This is a genomic window from Methylorubrum pseudosasae (assembly GCF_029504475.1).
Taxonomy (GTDB): domain Bacteria; phylum Pseudomonadota; class Alphaproteobacteria; order Rhizobiales; family Beijerinckiaceae; genus Methylobacterium; species Methylobacterium extorquens.
Genome location: NZ_JAQGDU010000002.1, coordinates 487124 through 509694 on the forward strand (window position 1 = coordinate 487124; position 22571 = coordinate 509694).

Here is a 22571-nt window from a genome sequence, read left to right on the forward strand (position 1 = left end):
GTCCATGAGCGATGAAGTTGTGCACATATCGAGCCCGAATATCCATCTTTATTATAATATTCCTTTAGCGTGCGCGACAGTCCAAGGTGTCGCGATACGGAATCGTGATGTTCACCTTCCGTTCTTGGAGGATCGGGGCATGAGCAACCCATCACCTCGGCGCAAGCCATAGGACATAGGTGCGCTGGCTCGCGTGTATCTGCCCTCAATCGAGACGGCGCAGTACAAACTGCACGATGCGCTCAAGGACGAGGTGCGGCTGAGGGAAGAGGCTGACAGCGCAAGCAGCGCCTTTGCCGCTCGATCAAGCCACGGTGATGCTCGGGTAGAGCGAGAAGAGAAGACGTGCCTCAACGACCTCAGCAGACTCGGCTGCGGTCGTTGAAGCGTATATCGGACGGGGTCAGGCGGCGCGCACTGTCGTAAGGAACCGGTCGACTTCCGCCGAGAGACGTTCGGACTGCCGGGACAACTCGGAGGCCGACATAAGTACCTGGCTAGCCGCCGCTCCCGTCTCTTCCGAGGCCTGCGCAACGCCCGCGATGTTGCTCGTCACCTCCGTCGTGCCCGTGGAAGCCTGGGCTACGTTGCGCACGATCTCCTGGGTTGCCGCGCCCTGCTGCTCCACTGCCGCGGCGATGCCGGCAGCCACGGCGTTGATCTCGCGGATGCGGTTGCCAATTCCGTCGATCGCGCCGACTGCCTGATCGGTCACACCTTGCACCTGGCCGATGCGCTGACCGATCTCCTCGGTTGCGCGTGCAGTCTGGTTGGCGAGTTCTTTGACCTCCGCTGCGACGACAGCGAAGCCGCGCCCGGCATCGCCTGCACGGGCCGCCTCGATCGTGGCGTTGAGCGCCAGCAAGTTGGTCTGGCCGGCGATGTTCGAGATCATGCCGACCATGGCGCCGATCTGTTCGGCGGCCTGCTTGAGTTCCTGAACCAGCTGCGTGGTTTGGTGTGCCTCGGCTACCGCAGCCTCAGCCAGATTGGCCGAGCCCGACACCTGCCTGCCAATCTCCTCTACCGACACCCCAAGTTCCTCTGCTGCGGCTGCCACGGTGCCAACGTTGGTGGCCGCTTCCTCGGCCGCGGCGGCGACCGTGCTGGACTGGCTGGCGGTCTCGGTAGCGGTGGCCGTCATCTGCTGTGCCGTAGCCTGCAATTCAGTGGCGGAAGCCGAGACCATGCCGACGATCGACCCGACCGCCGCCTCGAAGCCGTCGGCGAGTTCCACCATGGTGCGCTTGCGCTCGGCGGCGGCGGCCTCGTCGGCGATGCGCTTGATCTCCGCCTGCTCGGCGGCTTTTTGCGCCACCATTGTCTTGATATCCTCGACCGCACGGCCAACCGCACCGATCTCATCACCCCGGTTTGCTTCCTTGATCGTGGCCTCGATTTCGCCTTTGGCCATCCGCTGGAGGACGCGGACCAAGTTACCCAAGGGACGCGTGATGCCGACAACCGAGACGAAGATCGCTGCGGCTAGACCGAACAGCATGCCCAGCGCACCGATGCCCATCAGGCTGTAGCGGGTGGCATTGGTCTGCTCCGTGAGCAAATCGGAGTTGTTCTCCATGTAAGTCGCGATGTCGTTGGCCAGTTTACCGCCCTCCGCGACCATGGCAGCAAGGGTTGGGTCGACCGCGCTGTGCATCAAGCTGATTGCTTCGGCGTTTTGGTTCAGGGTACCGAGGTGGCGCACCTCAGTGACATCCTTGACGAAGCGCTCGACGCGCGCGGCCTGCTCATCTAGGCGCACTGCGAACGTCGGCGCCTGCCCGCGCAAATCACTCAGGGTCTGCCGCATGGTCGGAAGCGCCGCCTCAAAGCCCTCGTTGGCAGCTTTCATCTGGGCCGTATCGGTCTCGGCGATGGTGCGCAAGACCCAGTAATTCAACTCGAAGACCAGCTGATTGGAGCGACGCGCATTGGACACGGCCCTTGCCTCACGGACTATAAAAAGACTATAGGCGTCATCTATGCTGCTCATTCGCGACTGAGCGAACCATATGCACCCTAATACTATTACAGCGATCATACCAATAACCGATATAAACTTCGCAAATATTTTCACATGAGACATGATTTGCACCCTATCGGCTTGGAGGACGGCCTGATCTCCGATTATCTTTTGATACCTAATTTATGATTAAATATGTTACAAACCGCTCGCATCAGATTGATCAACACCCAAGATGATCCAGCTAAGACGCGTCGGTGACAGTGCCCTCAGCTGTCCGCTCCTCAACCTGCACTGGAACTAGAAGCAAGTGGCTTTCAGATCCATCTGGGTGGGGGACGGCTCGTGCTGGCCTGCCCCCTGAAAAGTGGTCCTCCCTGAGGTATGGCTTCGAGCCATGTGGAGGATGTCATCATGGGACGGAAGAAGCATACGGCTGAAGAGATTGTTGCCAAGCTGCGCCAAGTGGATGTTCTGGTCTCGCAGGGTCGCAAGGTGTCTGAAGCAATCCGATCCATCGAGGTGACCGAGGTCACGTATTACCGCTGGCGATCCGAGTATGGCGGTCTGAAGGGTGATCAGGTCAAGCGGCTGAAGTCCTTGGAGATGGAGAACTTGCGCCTGCGTCGGGCGATCTCTGATCTGACGCTGGAGAAATTGATCCTGAAGGAGGCAGCTTCGGGAAACTTCTTCTCTATTCGGGGTTCATCGGTCAACTCCCCTGCGTGCTCATCCCTATCCAGTGCGTGAACGGTCCTGCGGAGTTCTTGCTTCTCTCCGAGGTCGGCACGTGCCGCCTCATGATGGGATCAGAGGGAGTGGGCGGAGCCATCTAAGCCGCGCGCTCGGCAAAACCGGCGCTCGAGTTTCCTCGGTCTCACCCGCTCCCGTCGTCCCCGCAGGGACCTCCTCCACGCCGGAGGAGCTCGATGTTACTTGGTGGCGTCGGTGGACCTCAGGCTGCTGTCGTGGCCGCGGCCGACCAACGGAAGTCCGTCCCGTCGCGCCACATGCGGTGCAACACGATCGCCAGCTTGCGGGCAACGGCCACGAGGGCCTTCTGCATGCCCCGCCGCTTGGCGACGGCCAACCCCCACACCTTCAGCCCTGACCACCGGCCGCGTGAGCCGGTCAGCAGCACGAGCGCTGCTTCGTAGAGCGCGGCGCGCATCATCCGATCCCCGCACTTCGAGATCCGCCCGACCCGCATTGTCTCGCCGGACTGGTAGAGCCGCGGCGTCAGACCGTAATGCGCCCCGACGCACTGCGAACGTCCAAACCGGGCCGGGTTGTCGACGCAGGTGCGGTAGGTCAGCGCCACGACCGGCCCCACTCCGGGCGCGGTCATCAATCGCCGGCAGACTGGGTCGGTGCGGACCTGGTCCAGCAGCATCTTGTGCAGCTTGGCGAGTTGAGTCCGAAGCGCCGCGCGCGCCTCAAACAGCGGCAGGACCACGGCGGCGACGAAGGGCAGATCGAGCACGAGGTCGCGCACGCGCTGCTCGAAGCCCACCGCCCCGACGACGCCGACCTTGAGGCCGAAGTTGCGCAGCTGGCCGCGCAGGTCGCTCTCGATGTCGTAGGCCTTGCGCTGCAGGAGCTTGCGCGAGGTCAGGAGTAGGCGGCGCTGCTGGCTGGCCGGCGTCTTGACGTGGACCGGCTTGAACAGCCCGACCCGCATCATCTGCGCGATGCCCAGGGCGTCGTTGCGGTCGGTCTTGTTGATGCGCGCCGAGAGGGCGGCGTGCATGTGACGGGTCTCGACGCAGATCGCCGGCAGCCCGACCTCGACCAAGCCGGCGTAGAGCCACGGCGAGAGCGGTCCCGCCTCCAGGCCGAGCCTGCCCCGGTAGCGCAGGGGCCGGCTACGATCCGGTAGCGCGGCGCTGGAAAAAACAGCGCCGCAGCGGCGAGACCTCGGACCCAAGGTCCGAAGAGAGCGGCCCGAAACGCTGGCCAGTACAGGGTGATCCTTTCGGGTTTTGCGCCCCCGCAAGCAGTATGAACGATCCGCTCGACAGACGGTGGGGTCATCGGGATTCCGTCTCCGGCCCCGCGACACAAGTCTTCCCCGGAATCGATGCGGCAGGCAGACTGCTGAGTCTGCCCGCCGATCACCGTTCGATGTAACCGATCTTGCTGAAGGCTGGGCGAGCGTCGCCCAGGCCTCTTTCAATCACGCTTTGCCACTACTATGGTTCGTTCGAGCCCCAACTTAGCGTCCGAGGACTAAAACTATCTGTCGCCGGACAAGTGCTCATCTTTTGCCTCAGGCTACACCAAAGTTGATTTGTTAAATCTGCTTTGAGGCATGGTCGACTTGCGCCCCTCCGCTGGAGGGGCGCTTGAAAACCATCTATTCCCACACAGTGCTCATCTTTTGCCTCAGGCTACACCTCCACAGGGTGATTTCTTCTTGTCGCTACCCGACTGCAATCCGACAGATCTCGCACTTTGAGCAGGAGCCATTTCATACAAGACTGGAATGGCATTCTCAGAGCATTCTTTCGGTGCTGGAGGATCTCCCGAATCGACTATAAACACCAAACTTAAAGGCGCATCACAGCAGTAGCACGGCATAACTATGAGCATCCTGTCGTCGAACCGCAGGTGTCGCACTTCAGGCAGGTACCGTTGCGGACCAGCGTGAAGTTCGCGCATTCGGGGCAGGCCTCGCCGACATAGCCCTTCATCTTCGCTTCGGCCCGGCGGTCGGCGACGGTGCGCTCCGCCTTCGGCTCCGGCTTGGCGAAGGGCAGCGCTTCGATGCTGCCGAGGCTCTGCGGCTCCGCCTTCAGGGCAGTCGCGCCCCGCACGGCGTGGACCGTGCCGCCGGCCGGGGCCGACTGGCCCGCGGCCGCTGCGGCCACCCCCGTCGTGGCGCCCGCCGGACCGCCCTGGATCAGGGTGAGCCGGTCGGCCGAGCCGCGCAGCAGGCCGCGGGAGACGACCGCCGAGGCGGCCGGCGCCGGCTTGGCCGACTCGCGGGTGGTGTCGCCCTCGCCGCCGCCGAGCACCGTGCCGCCGATCTCGGCCGGGTTGACGTGGGCGAGGTCGGTGCGGCCGAGATACGAGACCGCCAGTTCGCGGAACACGTAGTCGAGCAGCGAGGTCGCGTTCTTGATCGCGTCGTTGCCCTGCACGAAGCCCGCCGGCTCGAAGCGGGTGAAGGTGAAGGCCTCGACGTATTCCTCCAGCGGCACGCCGTATTGGAGGCCGAGCGAGATTGCGATGGCGAAGTTGTTCATCAGGCTTCGGAAGGTTGCGCCTTCCTTGTGCATGTCGATGAAGATCTCGCCGAGGCGGCCATCATCGTATTCGCCGGTGCGCAGGTAGACCTTGTGGCCGCCGACGACCGCCTTCTGGGTGTAGCCCTTGCGCCGGTCCGGCATCTTTTCGCGCGAGCGGATCCGCTCGATGCGCTCGATCACCCGCTCGACGATCTTCTCCGCCGCCGCCGTCGCCTTGGCAGCGGCCGGGGCCTGGATGATCGCCTCCAGAGCCTCGTCGGCGTCCTCCTCGTCATCGGCGATCAACGCCGAGTTGAGCGGCTGCGAGAGCTTGGAGCCGTCGCGGTAGAGGGCGTTCGCCTTGAGCGCGAGGCGCCAGGACAGCAGGTAGGCCGCCTTGCAATCCTCCACCGTGGCGTCGTTGGGCATGTTGATGGTCTTGGAGATCGCCCCCGAGATGAAGGGCTGCGCCGCGGCCATCATGTGGATGTGGCTCTCGACCGAGAGGTAGCGCTTGCCGGTGCGCCCACACGGGTTGGCGCAATCGAACACCGCGTAGTGCTCGGGCTTGAGGAAGGGCGCGCCCTCCAGCGTCATCGCTCCGCAGACATGGGTGTTGGCGGCCTCGATCTCGCGCTTCGAGAAGCCGAGGAAGGGCAGGAGCTCGAAGGTCGGGTCGGCGAGCTTCTCCGCCGGCACCTTGAGGGTGTCCTTGAGGAAGTCGTCGCCGAGGTTCCAGCGGTTGAACACGAACTTGATGTCGAAGGCCGACTTCAACCCGGCCTCCACCGCCGCGATCTTGTCGTCGGTGAAGCCCTTGGCGCGCAGCGACCCCGGGTTGATCGCGGGGGCCTGACCCATCGAGCCGTGGCCGACGGCGTAAGCCTCGATCTCGGCGATCTCGGCCTCGCGGTAGCCCAGCGCCCGCAGGGCGTCGGGGGCGGCCTGGTTGATGATCTTGAAGTAGCCGCCGCCGGCGAGCTTCTTGAACTTCACCAGGGCGAAGTCGGGCTCGATGCCGGTGGTGTCGCAATCCATCACGAGACCGATCGTGCCGGTCGGCGCGATCACGGTGGCCTGCGCGTTGCGGTAGCCGTGCTGCTCGCCGAGCGACAGCGCTCGGTCCCAGGCTGCGCGGGCATGGGCGCCGATATCGGCCTGCGGGATGTTGGCGTGGTCGAGCGGCACGGGGCTGACGTTCAGGCCCTCGTAGCCGGTGGCCTCGCCATGCGCCGCACGGCGATGGTTGCGGATCACCCGCAGCATGTGCTCGGCGTTGTCCGGGTAGGCCTCGAAGGTGCCGAGTTCGGCCGCCATTTCGGCGGAGGTGGCGTAGGCCACGCCCGTCATGATCGCGGTGAGCGCGCCGGCCAGCGCCCGGCCCTTATCGGAGTCGTAGGGCAGGCCCATGGTCATCAGCAGACCGCCGATATTGGCGTAGCCGAGGCCCAGCGTGCGGTACTTGTAGGAAAGCTCGGCGATCTCCTTGGACGGAAACTGCGCCATCATCACCGAGATTTCGAGCACCACGGTCCAGAGCCGGTTGAGGTGCTCGAACGCCTCGACGTCGAAGTGCTTGGACTGACGATCGTACATCGTCAGCAGGTTGGCGCTGGCGAGGTTACAGGCCGTGTCGTCGAGGAACATGTACTCGGAGCACGGGTTCGAGGCCCGGATCCGCCCGCCCTCCGGGCAGGTGTGCCAGTCGTTCATCGTGGTGTTGAAGTGCAGGCCCGGATCGGCCGAGGCCCAGGCGGCCTCACCGATCTTCTCCCACAGGTCGCGCGCCTGGGGCGTCTTCACGACCTTGCCCGTGGTGCGCGAGGTCAGGCTCCACGGCCCGTCCGCTTCCACCGCGCGCAGGAATTCGTCGGTCAGCGAGACCGAGTTATTGGAGTTTTGGCCGGCGACCGTGAGATAGGCCTCCGAATCCCAATCCGTGTCGTAGACGGGGAAGTCGATCTTGGTGAAGCCCTGGCGGGCGAACTGCACGACGCGCTTGATGTAGGCGTCCGGCACCATCGCCTTGCGGGCGGCCTTGATCTCGCGCTTGAGCGCCGGGTTGCGCTCGGGGTCGAAGCAGGCGTCGCCCTCGGCCTCGCACTGGGTGCAGGCCTTCATCACCGCGGTGAGGTGCTTGGAGACGACCTTGGAGCCTGTCACCAGCGCGGCGACCTTCTGCTCCTCCTTCACCTTCCAGTCGATGAAGTTCTCGACGTCGGGATGGTCGATGTCGACGATCACCATCTTGGCGGCGCGCCGGGTGGTGCCGCCCGACTTGATCGCACCCGCGGCCCGGTCGCCGATCTTGAGGAAGGACATCAGACCGGACGACTTGCCGCCGCCGCCAAGACGCTCGTTCTCGCCGCGCAGCATCGAGAAGTTGGAGCCGGTGCCCGAGCCGTACTTGAACAGGCGCGCCTCGCGCACCCACAGGTCCATGATGCCGCCCTCGTTGACGAGGTCGTCCTGCACGGACTGGATGAAGCAGGCATGCGGCTGCGGGTGCTCGTAGGCGGTGGCCGACTTCGTCAGCACGCCGGTCTTCGGGTCGCAGTAGAAGTGGCCCTGGCTCGGCCCGTCGATGCCGTAGGCCCAATGCAGGCCGGTGTTGAACCATTGCGGCGAGTTCGGCGCCACCATCTGGCGGGCGAGCATGAAGCGCAGCTCGTCCATGAAGGCGGCGGCGTCTTCCTCGGACGAGAAGTAGCCGCCCTTCCAGCCCCAATAGGTCCAGCAGCCGGCGAGCCGGTCGAACACCTGGGTCGCCGAGATCTCGGAGACGAAGCGCTCCTCCTCCGGCAGTTCGGCGAGCCCGGCCTCATCCGGCACGGCGCGCCAGAGGAAGGAGGGAACGCTGTTCTCCTCCACCTTCTTCAGGCGGGCCGGGACGCCGGCCTTGCGGAAATACTTCTGCGCCAACACGTCGGCGGCGACCTGGCTCCAGCTCTCCGGCACGGAAATGCCGTCGAGCCGGAAGACGATCGAGCCGTCCGGGTTGCGAATCTCGCTCACCGCCTTGCGGAAGGCGATGGCAGCGTAGGGCGACTGGCCTGCCGTCGTGTAGCGCCGCTCGAACCGCATGAATCCCTCTCCCTCGGAGCCAAGCGACCCCGTGCCGCGGCGCAAGCCGCGGATCATGGATGAAAAGCCGGATGTGCCTCGGCCGGTTCGGGGCCCCGCAGCAGACGACGTGGGAGCCTGTCCGTCATGCGGAAACGGGGTTTTTCCCAAACCCCGCCGAACCGTTCGAAGCGATGCCCGGACCTTACGTCCGAGCGGCCATCTGCGTCAATAACTAGTGCCGGCTACCCGTGTTCCGCGCTAGATGTTGTGTCCTGCATCATAAATCTGTGGATATTCGGGGCGGTTCGCTAAGTGGCCTTTCGGCTTGATCGAATCCGCCGGGAAAATTTTTCGGTCCACAGGGACGGCGATGCGTTTGGCCGTCCTCGACAGGGTCGGACAGGGTTAACGGGTGCGCGAGACAGGGGGAGCGTGCCGTAAATGCGACAGCGGTCCGGGGTGCTGGACTCACACGCGCGTGACGACCATAACGACCGCGGCGACGGCACCGCGGGTCCGTCGCTCGCCGGAGGAATCATGGCCCTCAAGGACACGCTGCTGCGCATCTTCACCTGGTGGAACGGGCAGACGATGTCGCTTGCGCTCTATACCGCGCGCAGCGGCCAGTTCGTCGGTTCGGACGAGCTCGGCAACAAATACTACAAGGCGCTGGGCCCGCTGATCGACCGCTCGGTCGGCCCGGAACGGCGCTGGGTCGTCTATAACGGCTATGCCGACGCCTCCCGCGTGCCGCCGGGTTGGCGGGCCTGGCTGTGCCACAACGGCGACGTCGCCCCGAGCGAGGAGGATTACCAGCCTCGCGAGTGGCAGAAGGCCCACGAGGAGAACCTCACCGGCACGGCGGCGGCCTACCGGCCGAAGGGCTCGCAGCTCTCCTGGGGCCAGCGCCCGGCCGCGACCGGCGATTACGTGCCGTGGACGCCCGCCGAGTAGACGAAACCGTGCCGCGAGCCGGGGGCCACCGCGATCTGCCATAGGGCGGTCGGTGCGCAGCCCGGGCGGAACTGACAGCATCACGGCCCGGCCGCCCTTTTTCCACCACCCTTGGGGTGTTGGAACGGCCGCACCGTTTGCCGGCCGCGATGGCCGGCTCCAGACTCAAGAGGGCGCCTTGAGCCGCATCCCCGCAACGATCCTGCGCCGGACCGCACTCGGCACGCTCGCCCTGGCGCTCGGCGCGCTGCCGGCCTCTGCCGACAAGATCAAGAACCCGACCGCGGTGTTCTCCGGCCTCGACAAGATCACCGGCCGGATCGTGACCTTCGAGGTCGCCATCGACGAGACGGTGCAGTTCGGCGCGCTGCAGATGACGCCGCGGGTCTGCTACTCGCGCCCGCCCACCGAGACGCCGAAGACCACGGCCTTCCTCGAGGTCGACGAGGTGACGCTGGACAGCAAGTACCGGCGCATCTTCACCGGCTGGATGTTCGCGGCGAGCCCCGGCCTGCACGCCATCGAGCACCCGATCTACGATGTGTGGCTGACCGATTGTAAGGGCGGCTCCGACGTGATCGCCGAGGCGAAGGAGCAGGAGGACGTGCCCGCGCTCGCCTCGCGCCAGGACAAGCCGAGGAAGAAGGGCGCGGACCCGACCAAGACGTCCGCCCAGGTCAACCAGAACGGTCAGGTCGACGTCGAGGGGCCGCGCGGCGTGCCGGTCCAGCCCAAGCAGAAGCCCTCGCGCAAGTTCTTCCCGAACAACGAGGGGCCGGCAGCGGCCCCGCCGCCTCCGCGCGAGCCGCAATCGATCTTCGACGCGATCTTCCGCTAGGTTCCCCTACGAAGCCAGCCGCTGCCGCGAGGTCATGAAGGGCCCGAGCGGCTGGCGGGCGGCGGCGAAGGACGCGAGCCCGATCGGGCGCGGCATGCCGACATAGATCGCCTCCATCCCGCCCGAGAGCCGGTAAGCCTCGTGCCAGAAGCCGTTGCCGGCCGGATCGCGGCCGAAATCCCGCCACCACGTCTTGTGCGGGTCCGAGCGGGTGAAGGCCTCCAAGCTTTCCAGATCGCGCCAGTACTGCCGCATGCCGATATGGTTGAGGCCGTAGACGAGGTTCTCGTGCGCCAGCAGTCCGTCCGGCCGCTCACGTTGCATCTGGGCCAGCCCGCGCCCGATTCCGAGCAGCGCCTTTAGGCCCCGCATCCGTCCGACGCGAAAGCCGAGATAGACCACGACAAGGCCCGGATAGGCCGAGAGATCGACCGAGTCCCGCGTTGGGCGGCCGTTTGCGGCGGCTTGCTTATCCGATGTCTGCATGGCACCAATCCCATGTTTACGGTGTAATCATAGGCGTGCTGCTTACAGTGTCAACATCGAAGGCTGAGTCGAATCCGGCCAAGGGCGGCTACCATCACGGCGATCTGCGCGAGGCCCTGGTCGCGGCGGGACTGTCGATCCTGGAGGAGGGGGGCGATCCGGCCTCGCTCGGCCTGCGCGAGACCGCGCGGCGGGCGGGTGTGTCGGCGATGGCGCCCTACCGACACTTTCCCGACAAGGACGCCCTGCTCGCGGCGGTGGCCATCGTTGGCTTCGAGCGGCTGCGCGCGGCGCTGGAGGTCGCGGATCGGGGAGGGGAGGGGGCGGGACACGAGGCCCTCTACGCGCAAGGGGCGGCCTACGTCGCCTTTGCCTGTGCGCAGCCCGGATTGTTTCGTCTGATGTTCGGCGGCGCGCGCTCGGGCGGCTCACGGCCCCAGGCGCTGTGCGAAGCCTCCGCCGCCGCCTACGCGGTGCTGGCCGAGCGGGTTGCGACGCTGCTGCCGGGGGAGGCCGCCGCCGACGAAGCCTTGCGGTCCTGGGCGCTCGTCCACGGCATCGCCGCGCTCGTCATCGACGGCCTGCTCGGTGAGGCCGTGCGGACCGACCCGCAGGCGGCCGCGGCGCTCGCCGGCCGCCTGCTGCGGCTCGAACCGATACCCGGCTGAAAGAATGGGATCCCAAAGGGATCATCCCTTCGGCGGGATATCGGGGCAGCGCCCCGTTGTCGCCCCTACGTCTCGGCGCGGCCGATCCCGAGGGCGGCCAGGGCTTCGGCGCCGCGAAAGACCCGATCCGGCGGACCCCATTCGGCCCGCTCGGTGATCGCGGCGGCGAGGTGGCGCTTGTAGATGTGGCGCGGCATTTCCTCGACGCCGAACTGGCTCAGATGCTCAGTGAGGAACTGCGTGTCGGCGAGCCGGTAGCCGCCCGAGCGCAGCCGGGCCACGAGGTGGACGAGGGCGACCTTCGAGGCGTCGCGCACCTCGTGGAACATGCTCTCGCCGAAGAAGGCCGCCCCGAGCGAGACGCCGTAGAGCCCGCCGGCGAGGCGCCCCTCGTGGTAGACCTCGATCGTGTGGCAATGGCCGAGATCGAACAGCGCGCCGTAGAGGTCGCGGATGCGGGCGTTGATCCAGGTGCGGGCGGTATCCCGGCGCGGGGCGGCGCAGCCCTCGATCACCGCATCGAAATCCCGGTCGCTGACGACCTCGAACCCGTCGGAGCGCACGGTGCGGGCGAGCCGCTTCGGCACATGGAAACGGTCGAGGGGCAGCACCCCGCGGGCGCGGGGCTCGACCCAGTAGATCGTCGGATCATCCGCATCCTCGGCCATCGGGAAGATCCCGGCGGCATAGGCCTTGAGCAGGATGTCGGGCGTGATGTCCACGGGCGGCCTGTCGTGCATCGAAGCGTTGTCGCGCGCTCCGGGCGCGAACACCAGCCGTCAGAAGGCAGCAGGCGTGCCGTGTCGGCCTGCCGCCCCGCTTTCTCAGCGCCGGGTCTCGGCGCCGTTCAGCTCCTCGCGGGCCAGGAAGCCTTCGAGCCAGTGAATGTCGTAGAGGCCGTTCTGCACGTCGGCATTGCGCACCAGGGTGCGGAACAGCGGCAGCGTGGTGTCGATGCCATCGACCACGAACTCGTCGAGGGCCCGGCGCAGGCGCATCAGGCACTCGTTGCGGGTGCGCCCGTGCACGATCAGCTTGCCGATCAGCGAGTCGTAGTTCGAAGGAATCCGGTAGCCCTGGAAAGCCGCCGAATCGACCCGGACGCCAAGGCCGCCCGGCGGGTGGAAATAGGTGATCAGCCCCGGCGAGGGCCGGAAGGTCGAAGGGTGCTCGGCGTTGATCCGGCACTCGATGGCGTGGCCCTCGACCTTGATGTCCTCCTGGGCCACCGAAAGGCCGCCGCCGGCCGCGACCCGGATCTGCTCGTTCACGAGATCGATACCGGTGATCATCTCGGTGACGGGGTGCTCCACCTGGATGCGGGTGTTCATCTCGATGAAGTAGAACCGCCCGTCCTCGTAGAGGAACTCGATGGTACCGGCGCCGAGATAGCCGAGTTCGCGCATGGCGTTGGCGCAGATGCCGCCGATCTCGGCGCGCATCGCCTCGTTGAGGGCCGGCGAGCCGCCTTCCTCCCAGACCTTCTGGTGGCGGCGCTGCAGCGAGCAGTCGCGCTCGGCCAGATGCACCGCGTGGCCCTTCCCGTCGCCGAGGATCTGAACCTCGATATGGCGGGGCTTGGTCAGGTACTTTTCGAGGTAGACCGCATCGTCGCCGAAGGCGGCCTTGGCCTCGGTGCGGGCCATGTCGAGGGCCTGCTCCAGCTCGCTTTCCGAGCGAGCGACCTTCATGCCGCGCCCGCCGCCGCCCGAAGCGGCCTTCACCAGCACGGGATAGCCGATCTCGGCGGCCACGCGCTTGGCTTCGTCCGGATCGGTGACGCCGCCCTCCGAGCCGGGCACGCAGGGGATGCCGAGGCGCTTGGCGGTGCGCTTGGCCTCGATCTTGTCGCCCATGATGCGGATATGCTCCGCCTTGGGGCCGATGAAGCCGATGTTGTGGTGCGCCAGAACCTCGGCGAACCGGGCGTTCTCCGACAGGAAGCCGTAGCCGGGATGCACGGCGTCCGCCCCGGTGATCTCGCAGGCGGCGATGATCGAAGGGATGTTGAGGTAGCTGTCGCGGGCGGCCGGCGGGCCGATGCAGACGCTCTCGTCGGCCAGCCGCACATGCATGGCGTCGGCGTCGGCCGTGGAGTGGACCGCAACGGTGGCGATACCGAGCTCCTTCGCAGCCCGCAGGATGCGGAGTGCGATCTCGCCGCGGTTGGCGATCAGGATCTTGTCGAACATCGCGGGGCGGCTACTCGAGAACGAGGAGGGCTTCGCCGTACTCGACCGGCATCCCATCCTCGATGAAGATGGCGGTCACCGTACCGGCGCGGGGCGCGACGATTTCGTTGAAGGTCTTCATGGCCTCGACCAGCAGCAGCTTGTCGCCCGCCTGGACCTTCGTGCCGATCTCGATGAACGGCTTCGCGTCCGGCGAGGGGCGCAGATAGGCGGTGCCGACCATGGGCGACGGCACGGCGCCGGGATGGCCCGCACCGGATTTGGCGGGTGCCGGCGCCAGAGCGGCGGGCGCCGCCGCGACCGGTGCCGCCACAGCGGCCGGGGCGGAAGGCGCGACCTGAACCGAGACCGTCTCGATCTTTCGGGCGACGCGGATGCGCAGATCGCCCTTCTCGACCTCGATCTCGGTTAGATCGGTCTCGGCGACCATCCGGGCGAGTTCGCGCACCAGTTCGGGATCGAAGGGTTCGTTTTTGGCCATCGGCTCGTAGTTCTGAGGTCAGGAGGCGGACGGGGTGCGTCCACGCAGGAGATGGGCGAGGGCGTCGAGCCCCAGGACGTAACTGCGGGCACCGAAGCCCGAAATCAAACCGGCGCAGACCGGCGCGATCCGCGAGACGTGGCGGAAGTCCTCGCGGGCATGGACGTTGGAGAGGTGGATCTCCACCGCCGTGACCCCCGCTCCCTTGATCGCGTCGCGCAGCGCGATCGAGGTGTGCGTGTAGGCGGCGGCGTTGATGAGCACCCCGGCCCCGGCGGCGCCGGCCTCCTGCACGAACGTCACGAGTTCGCCCTCGTGATTCGTCTGACGGAAGGTCAGGGCGATATCGAGGCGAGCCGCCTGCTCCCGCAGGGTTTGCTCGATGTCGGCGAGCGTCGCGGCGCCGTAGATGCCCGGCTCGCGCTGGCCCAGGAGATTGAGGTTCGGCCCATTGAGGCAGTGAATCGCGATCATGCCGTCCGGCTGCGTCGGCCGGAGGCTTCGCGAACCGCCCGGCAGGAGGGCCGGTCTTAGACGAGTGCGTCGGTGCGCGACAAGGGCGGTTGCCGGCCGGTTGCCCGGCCAAGCTTTCAATAAGTCCAGCGTTGTGCCTTGTTCACGAGGAAATCGCGGAAGGCCTGGACGCGGGCGACCGAGCGCATCTCCTCGGCATAGACGAGATAGCTCTCCATCGTTGGCATCTCGCTCTCGCGCAGCACCTGGACGAGGCTCTCGTTCCCATCGACGGCGTAGTCCGGCAGAATGCCGACGCCGACACCCGCCTCCATCGCCTTGTGGAGGGCGGTGATGTTGTTGACCGTGAAGTGGACCGGACGGCGCTCATCCCCCTCGCGGCCGATGCTGGCGAGGTAGTGGGTCGCGAGCAGATAGGACGGCTCGTTGCCGCCGAACGAGACGAGGCGGTGCTCGTCGAGGTCGCTGATGGTTTTGGGCTCACCGAAGCGCTTGACGTAATCAGGGCTGGCGAAGGCGTGATAATGCACCGTGAACAGCCGCCGCTGGATCAGGTCCGGCTGGGCGGGACGGCGCATGCGGATCGCGATGTCGGCCTCGCGCATGGCGAGGTCCAACTCCTCGTTGGTGAGCACCAGCTCGATCCGTACATCCGGATAGAGATCGAGGAATTCCGAGACGCGCTGCGACAGCCAGGATGTGCCTAAGCCCACCGTCGTCGTCACGCGCAGGTCACCGGAGGGGCGCTCGCTGGTCTCGACGAGGCGGGCGCGGGTGTTCTCCAGCCTGAGCTTCATGTCGCGCGCGGCGCGAAACAGCAGGTCGCCCTGCTCGGTCAGGATCAGGCCGCGGGCGTGCCGGTGGAACAGCGGCGCCTTCAGCTCCCGCTCCAGCGCGCTGATCTGCCGGCTCACCGCCGACTGGCTGAGGCCGATATCGTCGCCCGCCCGCGTGAAGCTGCCGGCCTCCGCGACGTTGAGGAAAATCCGGATCTTGTCCCAATCCAAGGCCGTCACTCCCGCCCGTCGAGGTCGGCCCGTCGCAGTCAGCCCGCACGGGGGGCCACGACCTTCGGGCGTTGCACGACGCCAGTCTGTTGCCCTGCCATACCCGGCGAAAGGCTTCTTCGCGAAACCTGCCGGCTCCCGCAGCTTTCAGGTTAGGACGACAAGCTTGCAATTTGGTTGCGTCATTTCCGCCATCAACAGGGAAATGCGTGCCGAACAACGTCTTGAATGCTTCGACAGCGCCTGTCCCCGATCGGTCTCCGGGTCCGACACGATGGCGAAGCGGGCGTTCTTTTGAACAGTACTTGAAACGCCCGCGAGACGCCCGAAGCCCGGGCGCCTACTCGGCGGCAGCTTTGGCCGGGCTCTCGCCGACATCGAGATTGGCCAGGAACTTCTCCGCCTCCAGTGCGGCCATGCAGCCCATGCCAGCCGCGGTGATCGCCTGACGGTAGACGTCGTCGGTGACGTCGCCCGCCGCGAACACACCGGGAATGTCGGTCGCGGTGGTGCCCGGCGTCACCGTGATGTAGCCGCCGTGCCGCATCGGCAGTTGGCCCTCGAAGATCCCGGTGGCGGGCTGGTGGCCGATCGCCACGAACAGGCCGTCGGTGGGCTGCTCGACGATCGCGCCGGTGCGCAGATCCTTGAGACGCAGATGCGTGACGGAGGGCGGCGTGTCGGAGCCACAGATCTCCTCCACCGCGTGGTGCCACTTCACCGTGACGTTGGCATGCTTGAACAGGCGCTCCTGCAGGATGCGCTCGGCCCGGAACTCGCCGCGGCGGTGGATCACGGTGACCGACTTGGCGAGGTTGGCCAGATACAGGGCTTCCTCGACCGCGGTGTTGCCGCCGCCGACCACGGTCACGTCCTTGCCGCGGAAGAAGAAGCCGTCGCAGGTGGCGCAGGCCGAGACGCCGAAGCCCTGGAACTTCGCCTCCGAGGGCAGGCCGAGCCACTTCGCCTGGGCGCCGGTGGCGATGATGAGCGAGTCGCAGGTGTAGGTTTCGCCGGAATCGGCCTCCAGCCGGAACGGGCGCACGTTCAGGTCGACGCTCGTGATGTACTCCGAGACGATTTTCGTGCCGACATGCTCGGCCTGGAGCCGCATCTGCTCCATCAGCCAGGGGCCCTGGATCGCGTCGGCGAAGCCCGGATAATTCTCGACGTCGGTCGTGATCATCAGTTGGCCGCCGGGCTGGAAGCCCGAGATCAGCAGGGGCTCGACCAGGGCGCGGGCGGCGTAGATCGCGGCGGTGTAGCCCGCCGGCCCCGAGCCGATGATGACGAGCCTCGCATGGGTGTGGGCCATCTGTGCCGTCTCCTATCAGCGGGCGTCCCGATCCTTGGGCGCCGGCTGTCCGTTGTTTTGTGTAGCCTCACGCCCAGTCTGGCACGAGGAAGCCAAAAATTTCTTCCCAAAGCGGAGGACGCGGGGAAAACAGCCCGTCCCGGTGCCGTCTCAGAAGGGTCCGCGTCGGGCAGACGTCGGTTCGGCCGGGCGCGGCACCGCCGCGATCTCCCCGGCCAAGCGCGCGCGGTGCCGCTGGTAACCCTCCGCCAGGGCCGCCGCGATCTCCGGCGTCGCGTCGATCGGGGCGTAGCGCAGCGCCTCCAGGCGCCCGATGAACGGCTTCAGCGCGCCGGCCATGGCGAGGCCCGCGAACATCCGCCGGTGGCGGATATAGGTACGCGGCAGGTCGAACAGCAGGAGGGGCACGCCGGTGCTCGCGGCCTCGCCCACCATGTTGGCGGAATCGGAGGTGACGACGATGTGGTCGGCGATCGCCAGCATGCCGACGTAAGGGTTCTCGCCGCTGCCGTCCCAGAAGAAGCCGCCCTTGTCCTTCACCAAGTCCTCAAGGGCTTTGCGCAGGTCCGGCGGCGTGCGCCGGGACACCGTCAGCATCAGCGAGCAGCCGCCCTCGGCAAGCTTGGTGAGATCGCGCACGAGCCGCTGCATGTCGGCTTTGCGGTAACGCAGGTGCCGGCTGTCCCCGCCGATCAGCACGGCGATGCGCGGCCAGGGCAGGCGCGCGAGACGCGGATCGGGGGTCGTGCGGGCGGCGTCGAGCCGGGCGCGGGAGACGGGGTGCGGCGCGGTGAGGGTGGTGAAGACGTTGGGGCCGCGCAGATCGTCGTAGTCGGGAACCCAGATGAAGTCCGCAGTGTCGTGGCCGGTGCGCGGGTCCTTGAGGAAGGCCGTGAAGGTCTTCTCGTCCGAGGCGCGGCGCACAGCGCGCAGATAGGGTACGGCGCGCCGCCCTGACGCGATCAGGAGATGGGGAAGCGGGCCTTGCAGCAGGCCGCCGGCCCGGCCCGGCGCGTCCCGCGGGTCGATCGGCCCCCACGGGGCCATCCAGGTCAGGGGCCGTCCGTCCGGAATCCGCCGCGTCTCGTAGGCGAGGCCGAGCGCCTCGGCGATGCCGATGCACTGGTTCTCGTCGCCGGCCTTGCCGTCGGTGAGGATCCAGACGCGGGCCCGCGCGAGCTCCGGCGGTACGCTGTCGTCGGGCTTCACCGGCGCTTGCGCCCGCCCTTGCACCGACCCCTGTTCGTTCACGCGACGCAAAACCTTCGATCCCACCAAACCCGGCCTACTGGGCCGGGAGCCTGCGCCGCAGCCACTGCGCGTAGTGCTCGGCAAGGGCCGCGACCCGCCGCCGCTCGGAGGCCGGGTCGTACCACGCGCCGCCGGAACTCGCGGGCAGAGCCGAAAGCTGGGGATGGCGCGCGAGGATCTCGCCCCCACGGCCGACGAGCACAGCCTCGCCGTCGAGATAGTCCGTCGTGCCGCTGCCGCCGAGGCTGCTGCGGTCGCCGCCCTGCGCACCGCCATAGGCAGCCAGCGATAAGCCGCTCACGCGCACCACCAGGGTGGGCGCGCCACGGACGATGCGGTCACCGAAGCTGCGCTGCATCGCCTCGGTCAGAACCGCGCGCAGAAGCTCCGTCTGCGGACCGCGGGCATAGACTTGCAGGGGGCGCACATCGACGGCGATGCCGCCGACCCGGTCAAATTCCTGCGCCGCGGCCGGGAGGCCGAGCACGACCCCGGCCAGGAGGCCGAGCGCGGCCGCGAGGCTGGGGACGCGCATGAGGTCAGGCTCCCCACTCGACGGCGACGACCTCGTAGGACTTGCCGCCACCGGGCGTCGTGACCTCGACCGTGTCGCCGACGGCCTTGCCGATCAGGGCGCGGGCGATGGGCGAGGAGATCGAGACGCGGCCCTCGCGGACATCCGCCTCCGGCTCGCCGACGAGCTGGTAGGTCTTCTCCTCCTCGGTATCCTCGTCCAGCAGCTTCACGCGGGCACCGAACTTGATCTTGGAGCCGGACAGCTTCGAGGTGTCGATGATCTCAGCGCGTGCGATCATGCTCTCGAGTTCGAGCACCCGCCCCTCGTTGTGGGACTGGGCCTCCTTGGCGGCATGATACTCGGCGTTCTCGGAGAGGTCGCCCAGCGCGCGGGCTTCGGAGATCGCCTGGATGATCCGGGGGCGTTCCACCTGCTGGCGACGCTTCAGCTCCTCCTCGAGGGCTGCGTAGCCGCGTGCCGTGATGGGAAGCTTGTCGATGCTCATGGTCTCGCGCCACAATGAAGAGGCCCGGCCGGAGCAAAATGCTCCTTCCGGGCCGGGATAACGGCTCTCGATTGTGTGCTCTCGGGCCGCCCGCTTCCGTCGGCGGGCCGCCCGGCACACGAACGTCTAATTAGGCCGCGAAGTATTCCTGCAAGGCGCGAACCTGAAGATCGCCTTCAAGATAGGCCTTGATCCCCTCGGCCGCCGCCATCGCGCCAGCGAGAGTGGTGTAGTACGGCACTTTATGCAAGAGGGCCGCCCGCCTCAGGGAGCGTGAGTCGGACAGCGCACCGGCGCCCTCGGTCGTGTTGATGACCAGCGCGATATCGCCGTTCTTGATCGAATCGACGATGTGGGGACGGCCCTCCAGCACCTTGTTGATGCGCTGGGTCGGGATGCCCTCGTCCGCCAGGTAGCGCTGCGTGCCGCCGGTCGCGAGGATGGTGAAGCCGAGGCCGGCGAGTTGCCGGATCGCCGGCAACACCCGCGGCTTGTCGTCGTCACGCACGGAGACGAACACTGTGCCGGTGCGCGGGACCGCCGTGCCCGAACCGAGCTGGCTCTTGGCGAAGGCCACGCCGAAGCCGGCATCGAGCCCGATGACCTCGCCGGTCGAGCGCATCTCCGGTCCGAGCAGCACGTCGACGCCGGGGAAGCGGGCGAAGGGGAACACCGCCTCCTTCACGGCGATGTGGTCGAGCCGCTTCGGCTTGAGGCCGAAGCTGTCGAGGCGCTCGCCGGCCATGATCCGCGCGGCGATCTTGGCGATCGGCTCGCCGATCACCTTGGCGACGAAGGGCACCGTGCGCGAGGCGCGCGGGTTCACCTCCAGCACGTAGATCGCGCCGTCCTTGATCGCGTATTGCACGTTCATCAGGCCGCCGACCTTGAGGGCCAGCGCCATCGCCTTCGTCTGCCGCTCCAGTTCGGCGAGGATCTCGGGCGAGAGCGTGCGCGGCGGCAGCGAGCAGGCGCTGTCCCCGGAGTGGATGCCCGCCTCCTCGATGTGCTCCATGATGCCGGCGATGAACACGCTGTGCCCGTCGCAGACCGCATCGACATCGACCTCGGTCGCGTCCGACAGGTAGCGGTCGAACAGGAGCGGGTTCTTGCCCAGCACCGTGTTGATCTGCCCCGTCTTGTCGTTGGGGTAGCGCGCCTTGATGTCGGAGGGGATCAGGCTCGGCAGCGTGCCGAGCAGGTACTCGGCGAACTGCGCCTCGTCATGGATGATCGCCATGGCCCGCCCGCCGAGGACGTAGCTCGGGCGCACCACGAAGGGCAAACCGAGTTCGGCGGCGACGAGCCGGCTCTGCTCCACCGAGTAGGCGATGCCGTTCTTGGGCTGCTTGAGGCCGAGCTTGTCTAGCAGGCGCTTGAACTGGTCGCGGTCCTCGGCGAGGTCGATGGCGTCGGGCGAGGTGCCGAGGATCGGCACGCCGGCGGCCTCGAGGGCGCGCGCGAGCTTGAGCGGGGTCTGGCCGCCGAACTGCACGATCACGCCGTGGAGCGTGCCCGCCTGCCGCTCGGTCTCGACGATCTCCAGGACATCCTCTTCGGTGAGGGGCTCGAAATAGAGCCGGTCGGAGGTGTCGTAGTCGGTCGAGACCGTCTCCGGGTTGCAGTTGACCATGATGGTCTCGTAGCCGGCTTCCGTCAGCGCGAAGCAGGCGTGGCAGCAGCAATAATCGAACTCGATGCCCTGGCCGATCCGGTTCGGGCCGCCGCCGAGGATGATGACCTTCTTCTTGTCCGACGGGTACGCCTCGTCCGAGGTCTGGCCGGCGAAGGGGGCGACGTAGGTCGAGTACATGTAGGCGGTCGGCGCCTTGAACTCGGCGGCGCAGGTGTCGATCCGCTTGAAGACCGGGCGCACGCCCAAGCCGCGGCGGGCGGCGCGCACGGCGTCCTCGTCGGCGTCGGTCAGCACGGCCAGCCGCGCGTCGGAGAAGCCGGCGGCCTTGAGCTGGCGGAACGCGCCCGGGGTCTTCGGCAGGCCATGCGCCTTCACCCGGTTCTCCAGATCGACGATGGCCTGGAGCTGCTCAAGGAACCACGGATCGATCGCGCAGGAGGCGTAGATCTCCTCGTGGCTGATCCCGAGCCGCATCGCCTGCGCGACCTTGAGCAGCCGGTCCGGCGTCGGCGTGCCGAGCGCGGCCTTGATCGCGTTGTGGTCGTCGCCCTTGCCGAGACCCTCGATCTCGATCTCGTCGAGGCCGGTCAGCCCCGTCTCGAGCGAGCGCAGGGCCTTCTGCAGGGATTCCGCGAAGCAGCGGCCGATCGCCATGGCCTCGCCCACCGACTTCATCGCGGTGGTCAGCGTCGGCTCGGCGCCGGGGAATTTCTCGAAGGCGAAGCGCGGGATCTTGGTGACGACGTAGTCGATCGTCGGCTCGAACGAGGCCGGGGTCGCGCCGCCGGTGATGTCGTTGGCGATCTCGTCCAGCGTGTAGCCGACGGCGAGCTTGGCCGCGACCTTGGCGATCGGGAAGCCGGTGGCCTTCGAGGCCAGCGCCGAGGAGCGCGACACGCGCGGGTTCATCTCGATCACGATCATCCGGCCCGTCTTCGGGTCGATCGCGAACTGCACGTTCGAGCCGCCGGTCTCGACGCCGATCTCGCGCAGCACGGCGAGCGAGGCGTCGCGCATCACCTGATATTCTTTGTCGGTGAGCGTCAGCGCCGGGGCGACGGTGATCGAGTCGCCCGTGTGGACGCCCATCGGATCGACGTTCTCGATGGAGCAGACGATGATGCAGTTATCCGACTTATCGCGGACGACCTCCATCTCGTACTCCTTCCAGCCGAGCACGCTCTCCTCGATCAGCACCTCGTTGGTCGGCGAGGCATCGATGCCGCGCTCGACGATCTCGAGGAATTCCTCGCGGTTGTAGGCGATGCCGCCGCCGGTGCCGCCCATGGTGAAGGAGGGGCGGATGATCGCCGGCAGGCCGACTTCGGCGAGCGCGATCAGCGCCTGACCCAGCGCGTGCTCGATGTAGCGCCGCCGCCGGTCGCCCTCGCCGCCGCTCCACTGCCGGTCGAATTCGGCGAGCGCCGTCGCGCGGACGGCCGGATCCGACTGCGCCGCCTCGATGCGCGCCTTCTCGGCGAGATAGCGGTCGCGGTCGGCCTTCTTGGCGGCCGAGGCGTTGGCGAGCTCCGATTTCGGCGTCTCCAGGCCGATCTTGGTCATCGCGTCGCGGAAGAGGTTGCGGTCCTCCGCCTTGTCGATGGCCTCGGCCGTCGCGCCGATCATCTGCACGCCGAACTTTTCGAGCACGCCCATGCGCTTGAGCGAGAGCGCGCAGTTGAGCGCCGTCTGTCCGCCCATGGTGGGCAGCAGCGCGTCGGGCCGCTCCTTCTCAATGATCTTGGCGACGATCTCCGGCGTGATCGGCTCGACATAGGTGGCGTCGGCCATGTCCGGGTCGGTCATGATCGTCGCTGGGTTCGAGTTCACCAGAACGATCCGGTAGCCCTCTTCCCGCAGGGCCTTGCAGGCCTGCGTGCCGGAATAATCGAATTCGCAGGCCTGCCCGATGATGATGGGGCCCGCACCGATGATGAGAATGGAGGAGATGTCGGTGCGTTTCGGCATTGAGCGCCTTGAAGCGAGTT

At 67.0% G+C, this 22571-nt stretch carries 16 protein-coding genes and 2 pseudogenes; 4 read left to right on the forward strand and 14 right to left on the reverse strand.

Annotation, left to right across the window (positions count from 1 at the left end):
- Nucleotides 1-403 precede the first annotated feature (403 nt).
- A complete protein-coding gene (locus M2437_RS03075) occupies nt 404-2041 on the reverse strand; it encodes a methyl-accepting chemotaxis protein (protein ID WP_301293248.1) in 1638 nt (545 codons plus the stop codon).
- Between the two features lie 336 nt (nt 2042-2377).
- Here M2437_RS03075 and M2437_RS03080 point away from each other — a divergent pair.
- Nucleotides 2378-2659, forward strand: a pseudogene (locus M2437_RS03080) (transposase); the annotation flags it as partial.
- A gap of 259 nt (nt 2660-2918) precedes the next feature.
- On the opposite strand, the pseudogene M2437_RS03085 reads toward M2437_RS03080, so the two are convergent.
- Nucleotides 2919-3806: pseudogene (locus tag M2437_RS03085) on the reverse strand (IS110-like element ISMex9 family transposase); the annotation flags it as partial.
- A 739-nt stretch (nt 3807-4545) separates the two neighbouring features.
- Nucleotides 4546-8277, reverse strand: a complete 3732-nt coding sequence (locus tag M2437_RS03090) for a vitamin B12-dependent ribonucleotide reductase (RefSeq protein WP_253389352.1) — start codon at nt 8275-8277, stop codon at nt 4546-4548.
- Nucleotides 8278-8796: 519 nt separating this feature from the next.
- Here M2437_RS03090 and M2437_RS03095 point away from each other — a divergent pair.
- The gene (locus M2437_RS03095) at nt 8797-9213 is read left to right on the forward strand and encodes an NADH:ubiquinone oxidoreductase subunit NDUFA12 (protein WP_012752230.1); all 417 of its coding nucleotides are present in this window, start codon (nt 8797-8799) and stop codon (nt 9211-9213) included.
- A gap of 178 nt (nt 9214-9391) precedes the next feature.
- Nucleotides 9392-10051 (forward strand): DUF2155 domain-containing protein, encoded by a 660-nt coding sequence (locus M2437_RS03100; RefSeq protein WP_253389353.1) that lies wholly within the window; start codon nt 9392-9394, stop codon nt 10049-10051.
- A 6-nt stretch (nt 10052-10057) separates the two neighbouring features.
- Here M2437_RS03100 and M2437_RS03105 read toward each other — a convergent pair whose 3' ends face one another.
- A complete protein-coding gene (locus M2437_RS03105) occupies nt 10058-10537 on the reverse strand; it encodes a DUF4188 domain-containing protein (protein ID WP_003598226.1) in 480 nt (159 codons plus the stop codon).
- 47 nt (nt 10538-10584) lie between these two features.
- Here M2437_RS03105 and M2437_RS03110 point away from each other — a divergent pair, with 47 nt between their 5' ends.
- Nucleotides 10585-11205 (forward strand): TetR/AcrR family transcriptional regulator, encoded by a 621-nt coding sequence (locus M2437_RS03110; RefSeq protein ID WP_253389354.1) that lies wholly within the window; start codon nt 10585-10587, stop codon nt 11203-11205.
- A 65-nt stretch (nt 11206-11270) separates the two neighbouring features.
- On the opposite strand, the gene aat is transcribed toward M2437_RS03110, so the two are convergent.
- From aat to carB, 10 genes are all read right to left on the reverse strand, one after another.
- Nucleotides 11271-11945, reverse strand: a complete 675-nt coding sequence (gene aat, locus M2437_RS03115) for a leucyl/phenylalanyl-tRNA--protein transferase (protein WP_003598221.1) — start codon at nt 11943-11945, stop codon at nt 11271-11273.
- Between the two features lie 84 nt (nt 11946-12029).
- Complete coding sequence (gene accC / locus M2437_RS03120) at nt 12030-13397, reverse strand: acetyl-CoA carboxylase biotin carboxylase subunit (RefSeq protein WP_012252763.1); 1368 nt, start codon at nt 13395-13397, stop codon at nt 12030-12032.
- A 10-nt stretch (nt 13398-13407) separates the two neighbouring features.
- Complete coding sequence (gene accB / locus M2437_RS03125; protein WP_253389355.1) at nt 13408-13878, reverse strand: acetyl-CoA carboxylase biotin carboxyl carrier protein; 471 nt, start codon at nt 13876-13878, stop codon at nt 13408-13410.
- Nucleotides 13879-13896: 18 nt separating this feature from the next.
- The gene (gene aroQ / locus M2437_RS03130; protein ID WP_253389356.1) at nt 13897-14352 is read right to left on the reverse strand and encodes a type II 3-dehydroquinate dehydratase; all 456 of its coding nucleotides are present in this window, start codon (nt 14350-14352) and stop codon (nt 13897-13899) included.
- 116 nt (nt 14353-14468) lie between these two features.
- The gene (locus tag M2437_RS03135) at nt 14469-15359 is read right to left on the reverse strand and encodes a LysR family transcriptional regulator (RefSeq protein ID WP_003598214.1); all 891 of its coding nucleotides are present in this window, start codon (nt 15357-15359) and stop codon (nt 14469-14471) included.
- A gap of 340 nt (nt 15360-15699) precedes the next feature.
- Nucleotides 15700-16674, reverse strand: a complete 975-nt coding sequence (gene trxB / locus M2437_RS03140) for a thioredoxin-disulfide reductase (RefSeq protein ID WP_015821662.1) — start codon at nt 16672-16674, stop codon at nt 15700-15702.
- A gap of 150 nt (nt 16675-16824) precedes the next feature.
- Entirely contained in the window at nt 16825-17949 is a 1125-nt protein-coding gene (locus M2437_RS03145) for a mitochondrial fission ELM1 family protein (protein WP_373691180.1), read from the reverse strand.
- A gap of 10 nt (nt 17950-17959) precedes the next feature.
- On the reverse strand, nt 17960-18460 hold the full coding sequence (locus M2437_RS03150) for a hypothetical protein (protein ID WP_015950022.1): 501 nt from the start codon (nt 18458-18460) through the stop codon (nt 17960-17962).
- 4 nt (nt 18461-18464) lie between these two features.
- Nucleotides 18465-18941: a transcription elongation factor GreA gene (greA, locus tag M2437_RS03155; RefSeq protein ID WP_173390180.1), complete on the reverse strand. Its 477-nt coding sequence runs from the start codon at nt 18939-18941 to the stop codon at nt 18465-18467.
- 136 nt (nt 18942-19077) lie between these two features.
- Nucleotides 19078-22551 (reverse strand): carbamoyl-phosphate synthase large subunit, encoded by a 3474-nt coding sequence (gene carB / locus M2437_RS03160; protein WP_253389357.1) that lies wholly within the window; start codon nt 22549-22551, stop codon nt 19078-19080.
- Nucleotides 22552-22571: the final 20 nt, after the last annotated feature.

Excerpts from the sequence above, each read along its gene's own strand:
- M2437_RS03075 (WP_301293248.1), bottom strand. The coding sequence starts at position 2,041 with ATGATCGCTGTAATAGTATTAGGGTGCATATGGTTCGCTCAGTCGCGA.
- M2437_RS03090 (WP_253389352.1), bottom strand. The coding sequence starts at position 8,277 with ATGCGGTTCGAGCGGCGCTACACGACGGCAGGCCAGTCGCCCTACGCT.
- M2437_RS03095 (WP_012752230.1), top strand. The coding sequence starts at position 8,797 with ATGGCCCTCAAGGACACGCTGCTGCGCATCTTCACCTGGTGGAACGGG.
- M2437_RS03105 (WP_003598226.1), bottom strand. The coding sequence starts at position 10,537 with ATGCAGACATCGGATAAGCAAGCCGCCGCAAACGGCCGCCCAACGCGG.
- aat (WP_003598221.1), bottom strand. The coding sequence starts at position 11,945 with ATGCACGACAGGCCGCCCGTGGACATCACGCCCGACATCCTGCTCAAG.
- accC (WP_012252763.1), bottom strand. The coding sequence starts at position 13,397 with ATGTTCGACAAGATCCTGATCGCCAACCGCGGCGAGATCGCACTCCGC.
- accB (WP_253389355.1), bottom strand. The coding sequence starts at position 13,878 with ATGGCCAAAAACGAACCCTTCGATCCCGAACTGGTGCGCGAACTCGCC.
- aroQ (WP_253389356.1), bottom strand. The coding sequence starts at position 14,352 with ATGATCGCGATTCACTGCCTCAATGGGCCGAACCTCAATCTCCTGGGC.
- trxB (WP_015821662.1), bottom strand. The coding sequence starts at position 16,674 with ATGGCCCACACCCATGCGAGGCTCGTCATCATCGGCTCGGGGCCGGCG.
- M2437_RS03150 (WP_015950022.1), bottom strand. The coding sequence starts at position 18,460 with ATGCGCGTCCCCAGCCTCGCGGCCGCGCTCGGCCTCCTGGCCGGGGTC.
- carB (WP_253389357.1), bottom strand. The coding sequence starts at position 22,551 with ATGCCGAAACGCACCGACATCTCCTCCATTCTCATCATCGGTGCGGGC.